At 71.4% G+C, this 14,583-nt stretch carries 12 protein-coding genes; 8 read left to right on the top strand and 4 right to left on the bottom strand.

Annotation, left to right across the window (positions count from 1 at the left end):
- Window positions 1-32 precede the first annotated feature (32 nt).
- The 4 genes from KBX00_RS14395 to KBX00_RS14380 form a co-directional block, all read right to left on the bottom strand.
- A complete protein-coding gene (locus tag KBX00_RS14395) occupies window positions 33-3,824 on the bottom strand; it encodes a multifunctional oxoglutarate decarboxylase/oxoglutarate dehydrogenase thiamine pyrophosphate-binding subunit/dihydrolipoyllysine-residue succinyltransferase subunit (RefSeq protein ID WP_210827058.1) in 3,792 nt (1,263 codons plus the stop codon).
- Between the two features lie 272 nt (window positions 3,825-4,096).
- Window positions 4,097-4,912, bottom strand: coding sequence for an ABC transporter permease (locus KBX00_RS14390; protein ID WP_210827055.1), 816 nt, complete (start codon window positions 4,910-4,912; stop codon window positions 4,097-4,099).
- Window positions 4,909-5,844, bottom strand: coding sequence for an ABC transporter ATP-binding protein (locus KBX00_RS14385; RefSeq protein ID WP_210827054.1), 936 nt, complete (start codon window positions 5,842-5,844; stop codon window positions 4,909-4,911). Before KBX00_RS14385 ends, KBX00_RS14390 begins: the two co-directional genes overlap by 4 nt.
- Window positions 5,845-5,992: 148 nt before the next feature.
- Complete coding sequence (locus KBX00_RS14380) at window positions 5,993-6,640, bottom strand: hypothetical protein (RefSeq protein ID WP_210827052.1); 648 nt, start codon at window positions 6,638-6,640, stop codon at window positions 5,993-5,995.
- On the opposite strand from KBX00_RS14380, the gene KBX00_RS14375 reads away from it, so the two are divergent.
- The 8 genes from KBX00_RS14375 to KBX00_RS14340 all read left to right on the top strand — a co-directional run bounded on the left by KBX00_RS14375 (window position 6,633) and on the right by KBX00_RS14340 (window position 14,573).
- Complete coding sequence (locus KBX00_RS14375; protein WP_210827050.1) at window positions 6,633-6,836, top strand: hypothetical protein; 204 nt, start codon at window positions 6,633-6,635, stop codon at window positions 6,834-6,836. The genes KBX00_RS14380 and KBX00_RS14375 overlap by 8 nt on opposite strands.
- On the top strand, window positions 6,803-7,567 hold the full coding sequence (locus tag KBX00_RS14370; RefSeq protein ID WP_210827048.1) for a GNAT family N-acetyltransferase: 765 nt from the start codon (window positions 6,803-6,805) through the stop codon (window positions 7,565-7,567). Before KBX00_RS14375 ends, KBX00_RS14370 begins: the two co-directional genes overlap by 34 nt.
- Window positions 7,564-8,541, top strand: coding sequence for a 1-acyl-sn-glycerol-3-phosphate acyltransferase (locus tag KBX00_RS14365; RefSeq protein WP_210827046.1), 978 nt, complete (start codon window positions 7,564-7,566; stop codon window positions 8,539-8,541). The genes KBX00_RS14370 and KBX00_RS14365 overlap by 4 nt, the downstream gene beginning before the upstream one ends.
- A gap of 115 nt (window positions 8,542-8,656) precedes the next feature.
- Window positions 8,657-9,358 carry a response regulator transcription factor gene (locus KBX00_RS14360; RefSeq protein WP_099853003.1) on the top strand — a complete coding sequence of 234 codons (702 nt, stop codon included), beginning with the start codon at window positions 8,657-8,659 and terminating at the stop codon, window positions 9,356-9,358.
- Window positions 9,355-10,908, top strand: a complete 1,554-nt coding sequence (locus KBX00_RS14355; protein WP_210827045.1) for a HAMP domain-containing sensor histidine kinase — start codon at window positions 9,355-9,357, stop codon at window positions 10,906-10,908. Before KBX00_RS14360 ends, KBX00_RS14355 begins: the two co-directional genes overlap by 4 nt.
- Before the next feature lie 62 nt (window positions 10,909-10,970).
- A complete protein-coding gene (locus KBX00_RS14350) occupies window positions 10,971-12,509 on the top strand; it encodes a trypsin-like peptidase domain-containing protein (protein ID WP_210827042.1) in 1,539 nt (512 codons plus the stop codon).
- 180 nt (window positions 12,510-12,689) lie between these two features.
- Window positions 12,690-13,361 (top strand): BON domain-containing protein, encoded by a 672-nt coding sequence (locus tag KBX00_RS14345; protein WP_210827040.1) that lies wholly within the window; start codon window positions 12,690-12,692, stop codon window positions 13,359-13,361.
- A 150-nt stretch (window positions 13,362-13,511) separates the two neighbouring features.
- Entirely contained in the window at window positions 13,512-14,573 is a 1,062-nt protein-coding gene (locus KBX00_RS14340; RefSeq protein WP_301547955.1) for a glycosyltransferase, read from the top strand.
- The last annotated feature ends 10 nt before the right edge of the window (window positions 14,574-14,583 follow it).

Here is a 14,583-nt window from a genome sequence, read left to right as displayed (position 1 = left end):
TTGGGGCGGGACGGGACCGGGTCAGTTTCTCGTCAGGGGCGGGGCAGGGCCGCCTCGATCAGCGCGGCCTGCTCGACCTCGTGCATCTTCGCCGAGCCGACGGCCGGCGCCGCAGCGGCCGGGCGGGAGATGCGGCGCAGCCGGACACCGTCGAGGTGCTCCAGCAGGTTGAGCGCGACGAACGACCAGGCACCCTGGTTGGCCGGCTCCTCCTGCACCCAGGCGAAGTCCTCCGCGTTCGGGAACTGCGCGAGCGCGGCCCGGATCTCCTCCACCGGCATCGGGTAGAGCTGCTCCAGCCGGATGATCGCCGTGTTGCTGATGCCGCGCTCCTGCCGGGCCTGGAACAGGTCGTAGTAGACCTTGCCCGAGCAGAGCAGCACCCGCTTGACCCGCTCGGGGTTGCCGGCCGCCGGGTCGGCCAACACCGGGGAGAAGGTGCCGGTGGTGAAGTCCTCCACGGATGAGACGCAGAGCTTGTGCCGCAGCAGCGACTTCGGCGTGAACACCACGAGCGGCTTGCGCTTGGGCGACAGAGCCTGCCGGCGCAGCAGGTGGAAGTAGTTCGCCGGGGTGGTCGGGTTCGCCACCCGCATGTTGTCCTCGGCGCAGAGCTGGAGGAAGCGCTCCGGGCGGCCGGAGGTGTGGTCCGGCCCCTGACCCTCGTGGCCGTGCGGCAACAGCAGGGTCACCGCGGACCGCTGGCCCCACTTCACCTCGCCCGAGGAGATGAACTCGTCGATCACCGACTGGGAGCCGTTGACGAAGTCGCCGAACTGCGCCTCCCAGCAGACCAGCGCATCGAGATTCTCCACCGAGTAGCCGTACTCGAAGCCCATCGCCGCGTACTCGCTCAGCAGCGAGTCGTGCACGAAGAGCCGGGAGCGCTCGCCGTCGGCGGTGAGCGACTGCAGCGGCAGGTAGTCGTCGCCGGTCTCCGCGTCGACGATCGAGGCGTGCCGCTGCACGAAGGTGCCGCGACGCGAGTCCTGCCCGGCGAGCCGGACGGTGACCCCGTCGTGCAGCAGCGCACCGAAGGCGATGATCTCGCCGAAGCCCCAGTCGATGTTGCCCTCGACGGCCATCCGGGCCCGCCGGTCGAGCAGCTGCCGGATCCGCTTGTGCGGGGTGAAGCCGTCGGGCAGGTTGACGTGCGCCTCACCGATGGCCTTGACGACCGACGCCTCGGTCGCCGTCTCCACCTGCGGCTCGGGTTCGTCCTGCCGGGGCGGGCGGCTCAGCTGACGCGGCGTGCTGGCCGCGTCGCGGGTCGCCTTGAAGACCCGCTCCAGCTGCGCCTGGTAGTCGCGCAGCAGTTCCTCGGCGTCTTCCAGGGTGATGTCACCCCGCCCGATCAGCTCCTCGGTGTAGAGCTTGCGGACCGAGCGCTTCGAGTCGATGATCCGGTACATCTGGGGGTTGGACATCGAGGGGTCGTCACCCTCGTTGTGCCCGCGCCGCCGGTAGCAGACCAGGTCGATGACGACGTCCTTGTTGAACGCCTGGCGGTACTCGAAGGCGAGCCGGGCCACCCGGACGACGGCCTCCGGGTCGTCGCCGTTGACGTGGAAGATCGGGGCCTGGATCATCCGGGCCACGTCGGTGCTGTAGAGGCTGGAGCGGCTGTACTCCGGCGCGGTGGTGAAACCGACCTGGTTGTTGACCACCACGTGGACCGTCCCGCCGGTGCGGTAACCGCGCAACTGGGAGAGGTTGAGCGTTTCGGCCACCACACCCTGGCCGGCGAAGGCCGCGTCGCCGTGCACCGCCAGCGGCAGCACGGTGTAGCCCTCCAGCTTGAGGTCGATGCGGTCCTGCTTGGCCCGGACGATCCCCTCCAGCACCGGATCGACGGCCTCCAGGTGCGACGGGTTCGCCACCACCGAGACCTTCACGGCGTGGTCGCCGTCGGGAGTGGTGAACTTGCCGTTCTGGCCCAGGTGGTACTTCACGTCGCCCGAGCCCTGGGTGGAGCGTGGGTCCAGGTGTCCCTCGAACTCGGAGAAGATCTTCTCGTACGGTTTGCCGACGATGTTGGCCAGCACGTTGAGGCGGCCCCGGTGGGCCATGCCGATGACGACCTCGTCCAGGTCGTTCTCGGCGGACGCCTCCAGCACCTCACCGAGCAGCGGAATCAGCGACTCACCGCCCTCCAGCGAGAAGCGCTTCTGGCCGACGTACTTGGTCTGGAGGAAGGTCTCGAAGGCCTCGGCCGCGTTGAGCCGGTTGAGCACGTGCTTCTGCTCGCCGGCCGGCGGCTTCTCGTACTTGCGCTCGACCCGCTCCTGGATCCAGCGGCGCTCGGCCGGGTCCTGGATGTGCATGTACTCGATGCCGACGCGGCGGCAGTACGAGTCGCGTAGGACCCCGAGGATCTCCCGCAGCTTCATCCGCTGACGGCCGGCGAAGCCGTTGACCGGGAAGGTGCGGTCCAGGTCCCACAGGGTCAGCCCGTGCTGGAGGACGTCCAGATCCGGGTGCTTACGGATCTTGAACTCCAGCGGGTCGGTGTCGGCCATCAGATGACCACGCACCCGGTAGGAGTGGATCAGCTCGTGGACCCGGGCGGTCTTGTTGATCTGCCCCTCGCTGTCGACCGCGACGTCGCGCATCCAGCGCACCGGCTCGTAGGGGATCCGCAGCGAGGTGAAGATCTGGTCGTAGAAGCCGTGCTCGCCGAGCATCAGCTCGTGCATGACCTTGAGGAACTCGCCGGACTGCGCGCCCTGGATGATCCGGTGGTCGTACGTGCTGGTCAGCGTGATGACCTTGCTGACCGCCAGCTCGGCCAGGGTGGCCTCGCTCATGCCCTGGTACGGCGCCGGGTACTCCATGGCGCCGACCCCGACGATCGCGCTCTGGCCCTGCATCAGTCGCGGCATGGAGTGCACCGTGCCGATGCCGCCGGGGTTGGTCAGCGAGATGGTGGTGCCGGAGTAGTCCTCCATGGTCAGCTCGTTGCGCCGGGCGCGCCGGACCACGTCCTCGTACGCCTGCCAGAACTGCCGGAAGTCCATCTGCTCGCAGGCCTTGATGGAGGGAACCACCAGGTTGCGGCTGCCGTCGGGCTTGGTCAGGTCGATGGCGATGCCCAGGTTGACGTGCTCGGGACGGACCATCACCGGCTTGCCGTCGACCTCGGCGAAGGAGTTGTTCATCTCCGGATGCGCGACAAGCGCCCGCACCAGGGCGTAGCCGATCAGGTGGGTGAAGCTGACCTTGCCGCCGCGCCCCCGGGCGAGGTGGTTGTTGATCACAATGCGGTTGTCGACCAGGAGCTTTGCCGGCACGGCTCGGACGCTCGTCGCGGTCGGTACGGCCAGCGAAGCGTCCATGTTCTGGACGATCTTGGCAGCCACGCCGCGCAGCGGCGTGGTCTGTGGCCCGTTGGCGGTGGGTGCGGTCCGGGTCGGCTGGCTCTTCGTCGGCTCGGCCTTGCCGGCGGCGGGCTTGGCGGCGGCCGGCTTGGGGGCGGCCGGCTTCGCGGTGGTCGACTTGGCCGCGCCGGACGCCGGCTTCGAGGTCTCCGCCGCCGGCTGGCGGTCGCTCTTGGCCGCCGGCTCGGCCTGGACCGTCGGTTCGCTCCTGGTGGCCGCCTCGGTTCTGGCCGGGGTGGCTTCCTTGGTCTCCGCGGTGGTGGCCGGCCGCCCGTCACCGCTGCCCGCTGTGTTCTGGCCGGGCCGGTAGTCGGCGAAGAAGTCGTGCCAGGCCGGGTCGACGCTGCTGGGATCGGCGAGGTAGCGCTGGTACATCTCCTCGACGATCCACTCGTTCGGGCCGAAACCCGCCAGTGGGTTCTCCTGCGAAGTCTGCTGGGTCGACACGGCCGGTAATCGCCTCTTTCACGCGGGTTTGTGTGTCACGCGGTGCCCGGTGCGCCGGGACGGACGCACAGGACGGTTCCAGGCTACGCCGTAGCCGACCCTGAGGCATTTCCGCCTCCGTCCCGTGGTCGGATTCACAGAGGATGCCAGAAGTTCGGTAAGCGCTGCGTATTCCCTTGATCGCTGCTACGGCCGACGGGCCCGGTGCGCCGGCTGTCCACCGGTGCACCGGGCCCGTCGGGGTGGGGCGACCGAGTCGGCCGCCCGGGGTGTCAGGAGATGTCGCGGCGCCGGGTGATGAGGATCCCGGCCACGCCGCTGACCACGGCGTAGCCCACCAGCACGAGTGCGCCGACCCACCACACCGGCAACATCTCGTTCTCGCCTGGCGTGATCATGACCTGGGAGGCGGCGGCCGGCCAGAGCACCTGCCACTTGATCACGGCCATGTTGTCCAGCAGGTTCGCCAGCAGCAGGAAGAGCAGCCCCACCACCTGGGTGCCGATCAGGTAGAGCACCGAGGCGGTGATCACCGCGCCCAACTGGTTGGTGATCAGCGTGCCGATGCCCACGCCGAGCACCGTCCAGATCGCGTACGCCATCAGGTTGAGCAGCAGGGCCCGCTGGACCTCCCACTCGCCGAGCTGGGTGCCGTAGTCGTTGAGGGACAGGAACGTCGCACCGGCGGCGAGATCGATGATCGTGGTCACCAGCCAGAACGCGAAGCCGAGCAGGCTGGCCGCGACGAGCTTGCTGACGATCACCGAGGTGCGTCGCGGGGTGGCCAGGAACGTCGTGGTCGCGGTCTGGTGGAAGAACTCGTTGGTCACCATGAGGATGCCGATGAGCATCACGAACATCAGCCCCAGGTACTGCCCCGAGGTGTAGAGGTTCGCCGCCTGGGCCGGCGCGGAGGCGGCGTCGCCGGTGTAGCCGAACTCCTCGCCACCGCCGCTGAGCGTCTCGGTGGCCAGCCACGCGTTGAAGGCGAAGGCCATGGCGATCGACAGGAACGCCCCGATGGCCAGCCACCACCAGGTGCTGGTCGTACGGATCTTGAGCAGTTCGGAGCGGACAAGGTTGCTCATCGGATGCCCGCCTTTCCGGCCGTCAGTTCCAGGAACACGCGTTCCAGGTCGGGTCGTTCAGTGGTCAGCTCGTGCAGTTCCACACCGGCGGCCAGGGCCGCCCGACCCACCGCCGGGGCGTCGACCCCGCCGATCAGCAGCGCGCCCTGCCCGTCGCTCTCCACCGTGGCCGGCCCGTCCTTCAGCGCGGCGGTCAGCGCGTCGGCCTGCGGGGTGCGGACCCGCACCCGGACGCCCTGCGCCATGGACCCGATCACCTGGTCGACCGGACCCTGCCGGACCAGCTGTCCGGCCGCGATGATCACCACGTCGTCGGCCAGCAACTGCATCTCCGAGAGCAGGTGGCTGGAGACGAGCACGGTGCGGCCCTCGGCGGCCAGGCCCTTGAGGAACCCGCGCATCCACCGGATGCCCTCCGGGTCCAGCCCGTTGGCCGGTTCGTCGAGGATCAGCACCCGCGGGTCGCCGAGCATCGCCGCGGCGATGCCGAGTCGCTGTTTCATGCCCAGCGAGTAGCCCTTGAACTTGCGCTTGGCCGCAGGGGTCAACCCGACCAGGTCCAACGCCTGGTCGGCCCGCTCCCGAGGCAGCCCGGCGGCCGCGCAGATCACCCGCAGGTGGTTGACGCCGGTGCGGCCCTTGTGTGCGCTGGACGCCTCCAGGACCGCGCCGACGTGCCGCAGCGGGTCGGCCAGGTCGGGGTAGCGCTGACCACCGATGGTGGCCCCGCCGGCGGTCGGGGTGACCAGGTTCAGCAGCATCCTCAGGGTGGTGGTCTTACCCGCACCGTTCGGGCCGAGGAAGCCGGTGACCCGACCCGGTTCGACCGTGAACGACAGGTTGTTGACCGCGAGTACCTTGCGGTACCGCTTGGTCAGACCGGAAACCACGATCTGTGCGTCGTTGGTGGGGCTTGGTCGCCCGTCGGTCATCGTTCTCCTCCCGTGTGGCGCCGATTTGCGCCGTTGCACAGCGTGACGTTAATGGTCAAGCAATTCAATCGGGCTCGCTCGGGAAATCGTGGTCCGCCTCAGGCAGGAGCCGTCTCATCCCCAGGTACGAGCCGATCGGCCGTCGTGTCTACACGGCGATCCAGGTGGCCCGGGCGTGACCGAGCGGGCGGCCGTCCGGGGCGTACAGGCTGGTGTGCACGAACGCCTTGCGGCCGTCGGTGCCGGTCACCGCGCCGGTCACCACACACTCGTCGCCGGGGCGGGGCAACGCCGCGATCCGGGCCGCGATCCGCCCCAGCACGTACGGGCGGCCGGCGCCGATCACCGCCCAGCCGCCGGGGCAGTCCAGGGCGGCCCAGACCGTGGCGAGGACGACCTGCCGGGGCGCCCGTACCGGCGCGGCCGTCCGGCCGTCGGGCAGCCGACCCGGAAAGATCCGGAGGCCGTCGGCGCGCTGCGGACCGCAGACGTAGCAGCCGGGGAACGGGTGCTCCACCAGCCCCGGGTATGCCGCCGAGGCGGCCCGGGCGGTCGCCAGGTCCACCGGCGGGACCGCTTCGCCGAGGTCACCCGCCGTGCGCAACTGCGCGATCACCTCGCCGGCCGGGTCGCGTACCTGGGCGTCGACGAGCGTCAGCGGGGTGTCCAGCGGCGGCGGTCGGCGCAGGGTCACCTCGACCGGACCGTTTCCGCCGTACGCGGTGGCGAAGACCCCGGCGCTCCATCCGCCGTTGCCCGAGCCCGGTGGGCCGTTGAAACGTCCCTCGATGATCATCAAGCCCCTCCGCCAGCCCGGCCTCGTCGCCGACACGGAAGCCTCGCACGCCGTCGCCGACGCCCGGCGCGGCGGGTCGGCCACCGGTCGCCGACCGGCGTTCACCGGATCGACACCGCTGGTCACCATGGCCGGCAACCGACCGGGCGCTACACAGGTGGCATGGCCGTTCTGCCAGCCGTGGACGTCGCACTGACGACAAGCGGCTACACCCTCTCGATCGCCGACAGCCCCAGCCAGGTCGAGGCCGCGCAACGCCTGCGTCATCAGGTGTTCGCCGGCGAATTGGGCGCCACCGTGTCCGTCGACGCGGCTGGCCTCGACCGTGATGTCTTCGACACGTACTGCGACCACCTGGTGGTGCGTCAGGAGAGCAGCGGCGAGGTGGTCGGCACGTACCGGCTGCTTCCGCCGGGGCGTACCACCCGCCGCTACGCCGAGGGCGAGTTCGACCTGAGCGCGCTCGACCCGTTGCGTACCCAACTGGTCGAGGCCGGTCGCTCGTGTGTGCACCCCGCGCACCGCAGCGGAGCCGTGATCAACCTGATGTGGGCGGGCATCGCCCGCTACCTGCACCTGCGCGGGTTGCGCTGGCTCGGCGGGTGTGCCTCCGTACCGGTGGCCGACGGTGGCCTCGCCGCCGCCGAGGTCTGGGCCCAGGCGCGGGCGAAGCACCTGGCACCGGCACCGCTGCGGGTCCGGCCGCTGCGCCCCTGGTTCGCCGAACCGGGTGCGCCGACCGAGACGATCCCCGGATCGGCCAAGCTGGTTCCGCCCTTGCTTCGCGGCTACCTGCGGCTCGGCGCCCAGATCTGTGGCGAACCGGCGTACGACCCGGACTTCGGGGTGGCCGACTTCTACGTCCTGCTCTCGATGGACCGGATCAACCCGCGTTACCTGCGGCACTTCCTCGGCGGGCAGCCGTGAGCCCGCTGTGGCGGCCCAGCTCCGGCTGCGGTCCGGACTGTCTCCCCGGCCCGGGCGAAGCCCCCGTCATCCCGCTGATCCGGCAGCTGGGCCGTGCCGTCGGCCTGCTCGGCATGCTCGGGCTCGGCATCGGACTGGCGGTCGTGCTTCCGGCGCTGCCGAACCGGGAGCGTAGGGCCGCACTGCGCGGCTGGGCCCGGACCACGGCCCGCGCCTGCGGCGTACGCCTCGAAGTACGCGGTCGGCTGCCCCGACGGCGGGCCCTGCTGGTGGCCAACCACGTCTCCTGGTGGGACGTCCTGGCGCTGCTCGCGGTCGCTCCGGCCCGGCTGGTCGCCAAGCACGAGGTACGCCGGTGGCCACTGATCGGACTGCTCGCCCGCGCCGCCGGCACCGTGTTCGTGGACCGTTCCCGCCCGCGTGGGCTGCCCGCGACGGTGGGCCGGGTCGCCTCGGCGTTGCGGTCGGGTCGTTCGGTGGCGGTCTTTCCGGAGGGCACCACCTGGTGCGGCGCCTCGGCCTCCTGCCGTCCACCGACCGGTTTCCGGCCGGCGATGTTCCAGGCCGCGATCGACGCCGGGGCCCCTGTCGTACCACTGCGGATCGGCTACCGCTGCGGGGTGACCGGCGAGACCACCACGGCACCGGCTTTCGTCGGCGACGAGACCCTGCTGCGATCGGTGCGGCGGATGCTCGCCGTGCGGAAGCTGACGGTCTGCGTCGACATCGCCGCGCCGCTGCACCCCGGACGGTCCGCTGATCGGCGGGCGCTCGCCCGGGTCGCCGAAGCGGCCGTGCACCTCGTACCGTCGATGTCAGCCGCGCGACCGGCCCCGGTGGTCGCCGGGCCCACCCAGCCGGTTCACGCGCCGGCGCGTGCGGCAGCGGCGGTGCTGCCGGTGACGATCCGGCCTGCGGCCGCGACATCCCCCGGCCCGGTGGCGGGGGAGCCGGAGCTGCCGCTGGCCGCCTGACCGCCGGAGCCGGGTGGACCCGGGTGGCCGAAGCAGCGGGTCGACCCGGGCGCTCACAGGGTTTTTCCAGGATCCGCCCAGCGGAGGCGCAGTGTCTGCGCGGATGATGGGCGGCATGGCCGCTACCCAGACCGAGGCGCGACTGCTCGTCGTCGAGGACGATCCCAACATCCTCGAGCTGCTCTCCGCGAGCCTGCGCTTCGCGGGATTCGACGTGGCCACCGCCACCAGCGGCAGCGCCGCGCTGAGCGCGGCCCGGGACCATCGCCCCGACCTGGTGGTGCTCGACGTGATGCTGCCGGACCTCGACGGGTTCGAGGTGATCCGGATGATGCGCGAGGGCGGCACCCGCACGCCGGTGGTCTTCCTCACCGCCCGCGACGCCACCGACGACAAGATCCGCGGGCTCACGCTGGGCGGTGACGACTACGTGACCAAGCCGTTCAGCCTGGAGGAGTTGACCGCGCGGATCCGGGCGGTGCTGCGCCGCACCAGCACCGGAGAGCAGGCGCCCGCCCGGCTCACCTTCGCCGACCTGGAGCTGGACGAGGAGACCCACGAGGTGTACCGGGCCGGTCAGCGGGTGCAGCTGTCGCCGACCGAGTTCAAGCTGCTGCGCTACCTGATGCTCAACGCCAACCGGGTGCTGTCCAAGGCGCAGATCCTCGACCACGTGTGGAACTACGACTTCCGGGGCGACGACAACATCGTCGAGTCGTACATCTCGTACCTGCGCCGCAAGGTCGACACGACCGATCCCCGGCTGATCCACACCCTGCGCGGCGTCGGTTACGTCCTGCGCAAGCCGGCGGCGTGAACGCGGTACAGCAGGTCAAGTTCCGGCTCCGCGCGGTACCGCTGCGGGTCAAGCTGGTCGCGGCCGTGCTGACCCTGGTCGCCGCTGCGCTGCTGGTGATCGCCTCACTGACCACGATCTTTCTTCGTAGCTACCTGGTCGACCAGGTGGACGGGGAGCTGACAAGCGCGGTCGAAACCATCGAGAGCGATCTGGCCGGCAAGCCCTGGGCGGAGGTCTACATCCCGCCCGACTCGGTCATCCCCACCGACTACGTGGTGGTGGTGACCAGCCGCAGCACCGGGCTGGTCAAGGACTACGGGTTCGACGAACGCCGGTTCGACGCCGCCGACCTGCCGCGCTGGCCCGAGGACGCCGCCGGCTTCCAGCAACTGGCCGGGAAACCGTTCGATACCCGGGCGCGCGGCACCGACGTGCGCTGGCGGATGCTCTACACCGAGCTACCCAACGGGCAGTGGGCTGCGGTCGGGCAGCACCTCACCGACGTGGAGCAGGCGGTGAAGCGGCTCATCTGGATCGACCTGCTGGTCGGTGGGGCGGTGCTGGTGCTGCTCGCCTCGATCGGCGCGGCGATCGTCCGGACCAGCCTCAAGCCGCTCGTGGAGATCGAACGCACCGCCGCCGCCATCGCCGGTGGTGATCTCAGTCGCCGGGTCCCCGACCCGGAGGACGGCCAACCCTGCCCGACCTCGGAACTGGGTCGGTTGTCCCGGGCCCTGAACGCGATGCTCAGTCAGATCGAGATGGCCTTCACCGCCCGGGCGGCGTCGGAGTCCGCGGCCCGGGAGGCCGCCGAGGGGGCCCGCATCTCCGAGGCCCGGGCCCGCCGCTCCGAGGAACGGATGCGGCAGTTCGTCGCGGACGCCTCGCACGAGCTGCGTACCCCGCTGACCACCATCCGCGGCTTCGCCGAGCTGTACCGCCAGGGCGCGGCCCGGGCGCCTGGGCAGACCTCCGACCTGCTGCGCCGGATCGAGGACGAGGCGGCCCGGATGGGGCTGCTGGTGGAGGACCTGCTGCTGCTGGCCCGACTGGATCGCGAACGACCACTGTCGCTCGCCCCGATAGAGCTGCCGGTACTGGCCGCGGACGCGGTGGCGGCGGCCCGGGCGATGGCACCGGACCGGCGCATCGAGTTGGAGATCGAGCCCGGCTCCGGGCCGCTCGTGGTACGCGGCGACGACGCCCGGCTGCGGCAGGTGATCGGCAACCTGATGACAAACGCGCTGCGGCACACCCCGCCCGGTGCGGCGGTGACGTTGCGGCTGGGCGCCGAGCCCGGCAACCTGGCGGTGATCGAGGTGGCCGACACCGGGCCGGGGCTCACCGCCGAGCAGGCGGAGCGGGTCTTCGAGCGCTTCTACCGGGTGGACGCCTCGCGTACCCGGCGGACCGACGGCAACACCGGCACCGGTCTCGGCCTGGCCATCGTGGCGGCGCTGGTGACCGTCCACCAGGGCACCGTCGAGGTGACCGAGACGCCGGGCGGTGGTGCCACCTTCCGGGTGCGGCTGCCGCTCGCACCAGCCACCGACATCGATGACGAGTGATTTTCAGCCAATCCTCAGTTCAGCCCAAGGCGGGACGCAGAGCGATGGGAGAAGGTAGGGGCATGACCGAGTACGAGTCCGACCCGCGGCGGCCGGCCCCGACCGACGCCGAGCCGTCGCATCCCGAGCTGTCCCGCGCCGAGTACGCGCGGTCCGACTCCCCGTCCCCCGTCCGTCCCGACGCCGACCCGACGGTCGAGGCGCCGACCGTACCGGTCCGGGCCGTCGACCCGCCGTCGGCCGGCCCGGACGCCGTGCCGAGCCGGCCAGGCCCGATCGACGGCGCCGGCGCACCCGCAGCCACGCCGCCGGTCTCCGGCCAGCCCACCTGGGCGCCGAGTGGCAGCCACCAGCACCAGCATCCGTACCAGCACCCCTACCAGCCGGGCGTCCGCTACCCCGGCAACCCCTGGTATCCCGGCCAGCCCGCCTGGAGCGGTGGCCAGCCGGCCGGCCCCGGTGCGGGGCAGCCCGGGTATCCGGGGCAGGCCGGCGGGGTGCCGAGCGGCTACCCGGGGCAGCCGGTCCCGTGGACGGCCACCCCCTCCAGCGGCCCCCGCCCTGGCAAGATCGCCAAGCTGGTCGGGGCCGGCGTGGCGGTGTTCGCGCTGATGCTGGGCAGCGGTGTGGCCGGTGGGGCCCTCGCCCTCGCACTGAGCGACGGCGGCGGGATCACCCGCACCTACAGCGCCGCACCCGTGATCGACGGTGCCGACCTGCCGCGCATCGCCGCGTCGGTGCAGGACAGCGTGGTGTCCATCAGCACCGGCAGTGGTGAGGGCTCCGGCGTGGTGCTCAGCGCCGACGGCTACGTGTTGACCAACAACCACGTGATCGCCGGGGGCGGCGACACGGTACGGGTCTTCTTCGCCGACGGCACCAGCACCCAGGCCGAGGTCGTCGGTACGGACCCGAAGACCGACCTCGCGGTGCTGAAGGCGAACGGGCTGACCGATCTCCAGCCGGCCACCCTCGGTGACAGCGATGCCATGCAGGTCGGTGACCAGGTGCTCGCCCTGGGCAGTCCGCTCGGCCTGCAGGGCTCGGTCACCGCGGGGATCCTCAGCGCCCGGGACCGCACCATCCGGGCCGGCGGGGGGCAGCAGCTCCCGGGCCAGGCGGTCAGCTCGATCTCCGGGCTGCTGCAGACCGACGCGCCGATCAACCCGGGCAACTCGGGTGGCGCACTTGTGAACACCCGGGGCGAGGTGATCGGCATCAACACCGCGATCGCCACCGCGGGACAGGGCAACACCGGCAACATCGGCGTCGGCTTCGCCATCCCGAGCAACAAGGCCAAGGACGTCGCGGAGAAGCTCCAGCGTGGCGAGAAGATCAGCCATCCGTCGCTGGGGGTCAGCGTGAACGCGGCGCCCGACGGCGGCGCGCTGATCGGCGCGGTGAACCCGGGCAGCGCGGCCGAGCGGGCCGGGTTGCAACAGGGTGACGTCATCACCCGGTTCGGCGACAAGGTGATCAACGACTCCAACGATCTGGTGGCCGCCGTCCAGGCCGGCAAGGTCGGTGACCAGGTCGAGGTGACGTACCAGCGAAATGGCGCCGAGGCGACGGCAACCGTGACGCTCGCCGAAGCGTCCTAACGGGTACTGGACCTGCTTCCTCCCTCCGGGGCGGCGGGTGGCGTGGCCAAGGGGGTTGGCCACGGCACCCGCCGCCCTTCCTCCGTCTCGGGCCCGTTCACCCGCACCGGGTGAACCAGGCTCACCCTGGCGGCCGGCACCATCGGCGACGGAGACTGCCGAAGCGGACCGGAGGGTGTCATGACCACGGCGACGGCTACCCGCAGCGACGACCAGATTCAGCGCGACGTGCTCGCCGAACTCGCCTGGGACGCGCAGGTGCGCTCGACCGACATCGGGGTGAGTGTGCGCGACGGGGTGGTTTCGCTCACCGGCGGCGTGGACAGCGCCGCCCACAGGTGGGCGGCGGTGCGTGGGGCGCAACGGGTACGCGGCGTGCGGGCGGTCGCCGACGACATCGAGGTACGGCCCACCGGCCCGGTCGACATCACCGACGGTGACCTGGCGATCGCGGCCAGCCGGGCGCTGGAGTGGCACAGTTTCGTGCCGGCCGAGCGGCTGGACATCACCGTCGCCGACGGGTGGCTGATGCTCCGCGGTGCGGTGGAGTTCGGTTGGCAGCGGCGGATCGCCGAGCGGGAGTTGCGCCGGCTGTGGGGCGTACGCGGCGTCACCAACCTGGTCGAGGTGCGGCCCGCCGCGCCGGCCGACGTCGACCGGATCCGCAGTGACGTGCAACGGGCCCTGATGCGGGGAATCGGCACGGAACGGGTGATCGTGCAGGTGCGCGGCGACACGGTGACCCTGAGTGGGGTGGTGCGGTCCTGGTGGGAGCGGGATCAGGCGGAACGGATCGCGTGGTCGGCCGAGGGCGTGTGCATGGTACGGGACCACCTGCTGGTGGGCGGCTGAACCGGCGACCCGGCGCCCGGTTTGTCCATGCCGGGACCGGGAAGACGCTCGATCCCAGCACGGGAGCCGATCGGGGTCGACGCCCCCGGACAGCGATGGGGAGGGCACGTGGCCGACAACCTTGCGCGTGAGCAGCGGTTGCGGATCGCCATGGTCGTGCCACCCTGGCTGTCGGTGCCGCCGCCGGGTTACGGCGGACTGGAGCAGGTGGTGGCCGGTCTGGTCGACGCCCTGATCGCCCGGGGACACGCGGTGACGCTGATGGGCGCCGGCGCGGCGCACGGCACCGCCGCCGACTTCCTGGCCACCCTCGACGAGTTGCAGTTCGACCGCCTCGGCGAGGCACTGCCCGAACTGGCCCACCTGGCCCGGGTCAACCATCTGCTCAGTCCGGCCGATTTCGACATCGTGCACGACCACAGCACGATCGGTCCGCTGGTCGCCGGGCGACGGCAGGTACCCACCGTGGCCACCGTGCACGGCAACCCGGTGGGCGAGTACGGCACGGTGCTCAGCGACACCGACCGGGGGGTGGGCCTGGTGGCGATCTCACACACCCAACGGGCGTTGAACCCGCACCTGCCCTGGGTCGGCACCGTGCACAACGCGATGAGCCTGGACGGCTTCCCGCGCAAGGAGGCCCCCAGCCACGGGCCGGTGCTGTGGCTCGCCCGGTTCAGCCCCGACAAGGGGCCGGAGCTGGCCATCCGCGCCTGCCGGGCGGCGGGTCTGCCGCTGGTGCTGGCCGGCAAGTGCAACGAGCCCGCCGAGCGGCGCTACTACGACGAGGTGATCCGGCCGATGCTCGGGCCGGACGTCACGGTGGTGCTCGACGCCGACCGGAAGGCCGTGCTGCGGTTGCTGGTCGAGGCGCGCTGCCTGGTCATGCCGATCCAGTGGGAGGAGCCGTTCGGCATCGTGATGCTGGAGGCGATGGCGACCGGGACGCCGGTGGTGGCGCTGGACCGGGGAGCGGTGCCGGAACTGGTCCGCCCCGGGGTGAGCGGGCTGATCTGTCAGCGGCCGGACGAGTTGCCGGCGGCCCTGCGGCGGGCCGTCGACCTCGCCCCGGAGGACTGCGTGGCGCACGTGGCCCAGACCTTCTCCACGGAGCGGATGGCCGTCGGCTACGAGAAGGTGTACCGCCGTTTCCTCGCCGCGGCGGCCCCCCGTGCCGCCGTTCGCGAGCCGGCCCCGGTCACGCCGGCCTGACCGGTCGTGC

Origin of the sequence: Micromonospora sp. C95 (assembly GCF_018070465.1) — a bacterium.
In the GTDB taxonomy this organism is placed as follows: Bacteria; Actinomycetota; Actinomycetes; order Mycobacteriales; family Micromonosporaceae; genus Micromonospora.
This window is presented reverse-complemented; position numbering and strand designations above follow the sequence as displayed.

Bases quoted from the DNA above. Each gene is read 5' to 3' on its own strand.
- KBX00_RS14350 (WP_210827042.1), top strand. From the start codon at position 10,971: ATGACCGAGTACGAGTCCGACCCGCGGCGGCCGGCCCCGACCGACGCC.
- KBX00_RS14385 (WP_210827054.1), bottom strand. From the start codon at position 5,844: ATGACCGACGGGCGACCAAGCCCCACCAACGACGCACAGATCGTGGTT.
- KBX00_RS14345 (WP_210827040.1), top strand. From the start codon at position 12,690: ATGACCACGGCGACGGCTACCCGCAGCGACGACCAGATTCAGCGCGAC.
- KBX00_RS14340 (WP_301547955.1), top strand. From the start codon at position 13,512: ATGGTCGTGCCACCCTGGCTGTCGGTGCCGCCGCCGGGTTACGGCGGA.
- KBX00_RS14370 (WP_210827048.1), top strand. From the start codon at position 6,803: ATGGCCGTTCTGCCAGCCGTGGACGTCGCACTGACGACAAGCGGCTAC.
- KBX00_RS14390 (WP_210827055.1), bottom strand. From the start codon at position 4,912: ATGAGCAACCTTGTCCGCTCCGAACTGCTCAAGATCCGTACGACCAGC.
- KBX00_RS14360 (WP_099853003.1), top strand. From the start codon at position 8,657: ATGGCCGCTACCCAGACCGAGGCGCGACTGCTCGTCGTCGAGGACGAT.
- KBX00_RS14380 (WP_210827052.1), bottom strand. From the start codon at position 6,640: ATGATCATCGAGGGACGTTTCAACGGCCCACCGGGCTCGGGCAACGGC.
- KBX00_RS14375 (WP_210827050.1), top strand. From the start codon at position 6,633: ATGATCATCAAGCCCCTCCGCCAGCCCGGCCTCGTCGCCGACACGGAA.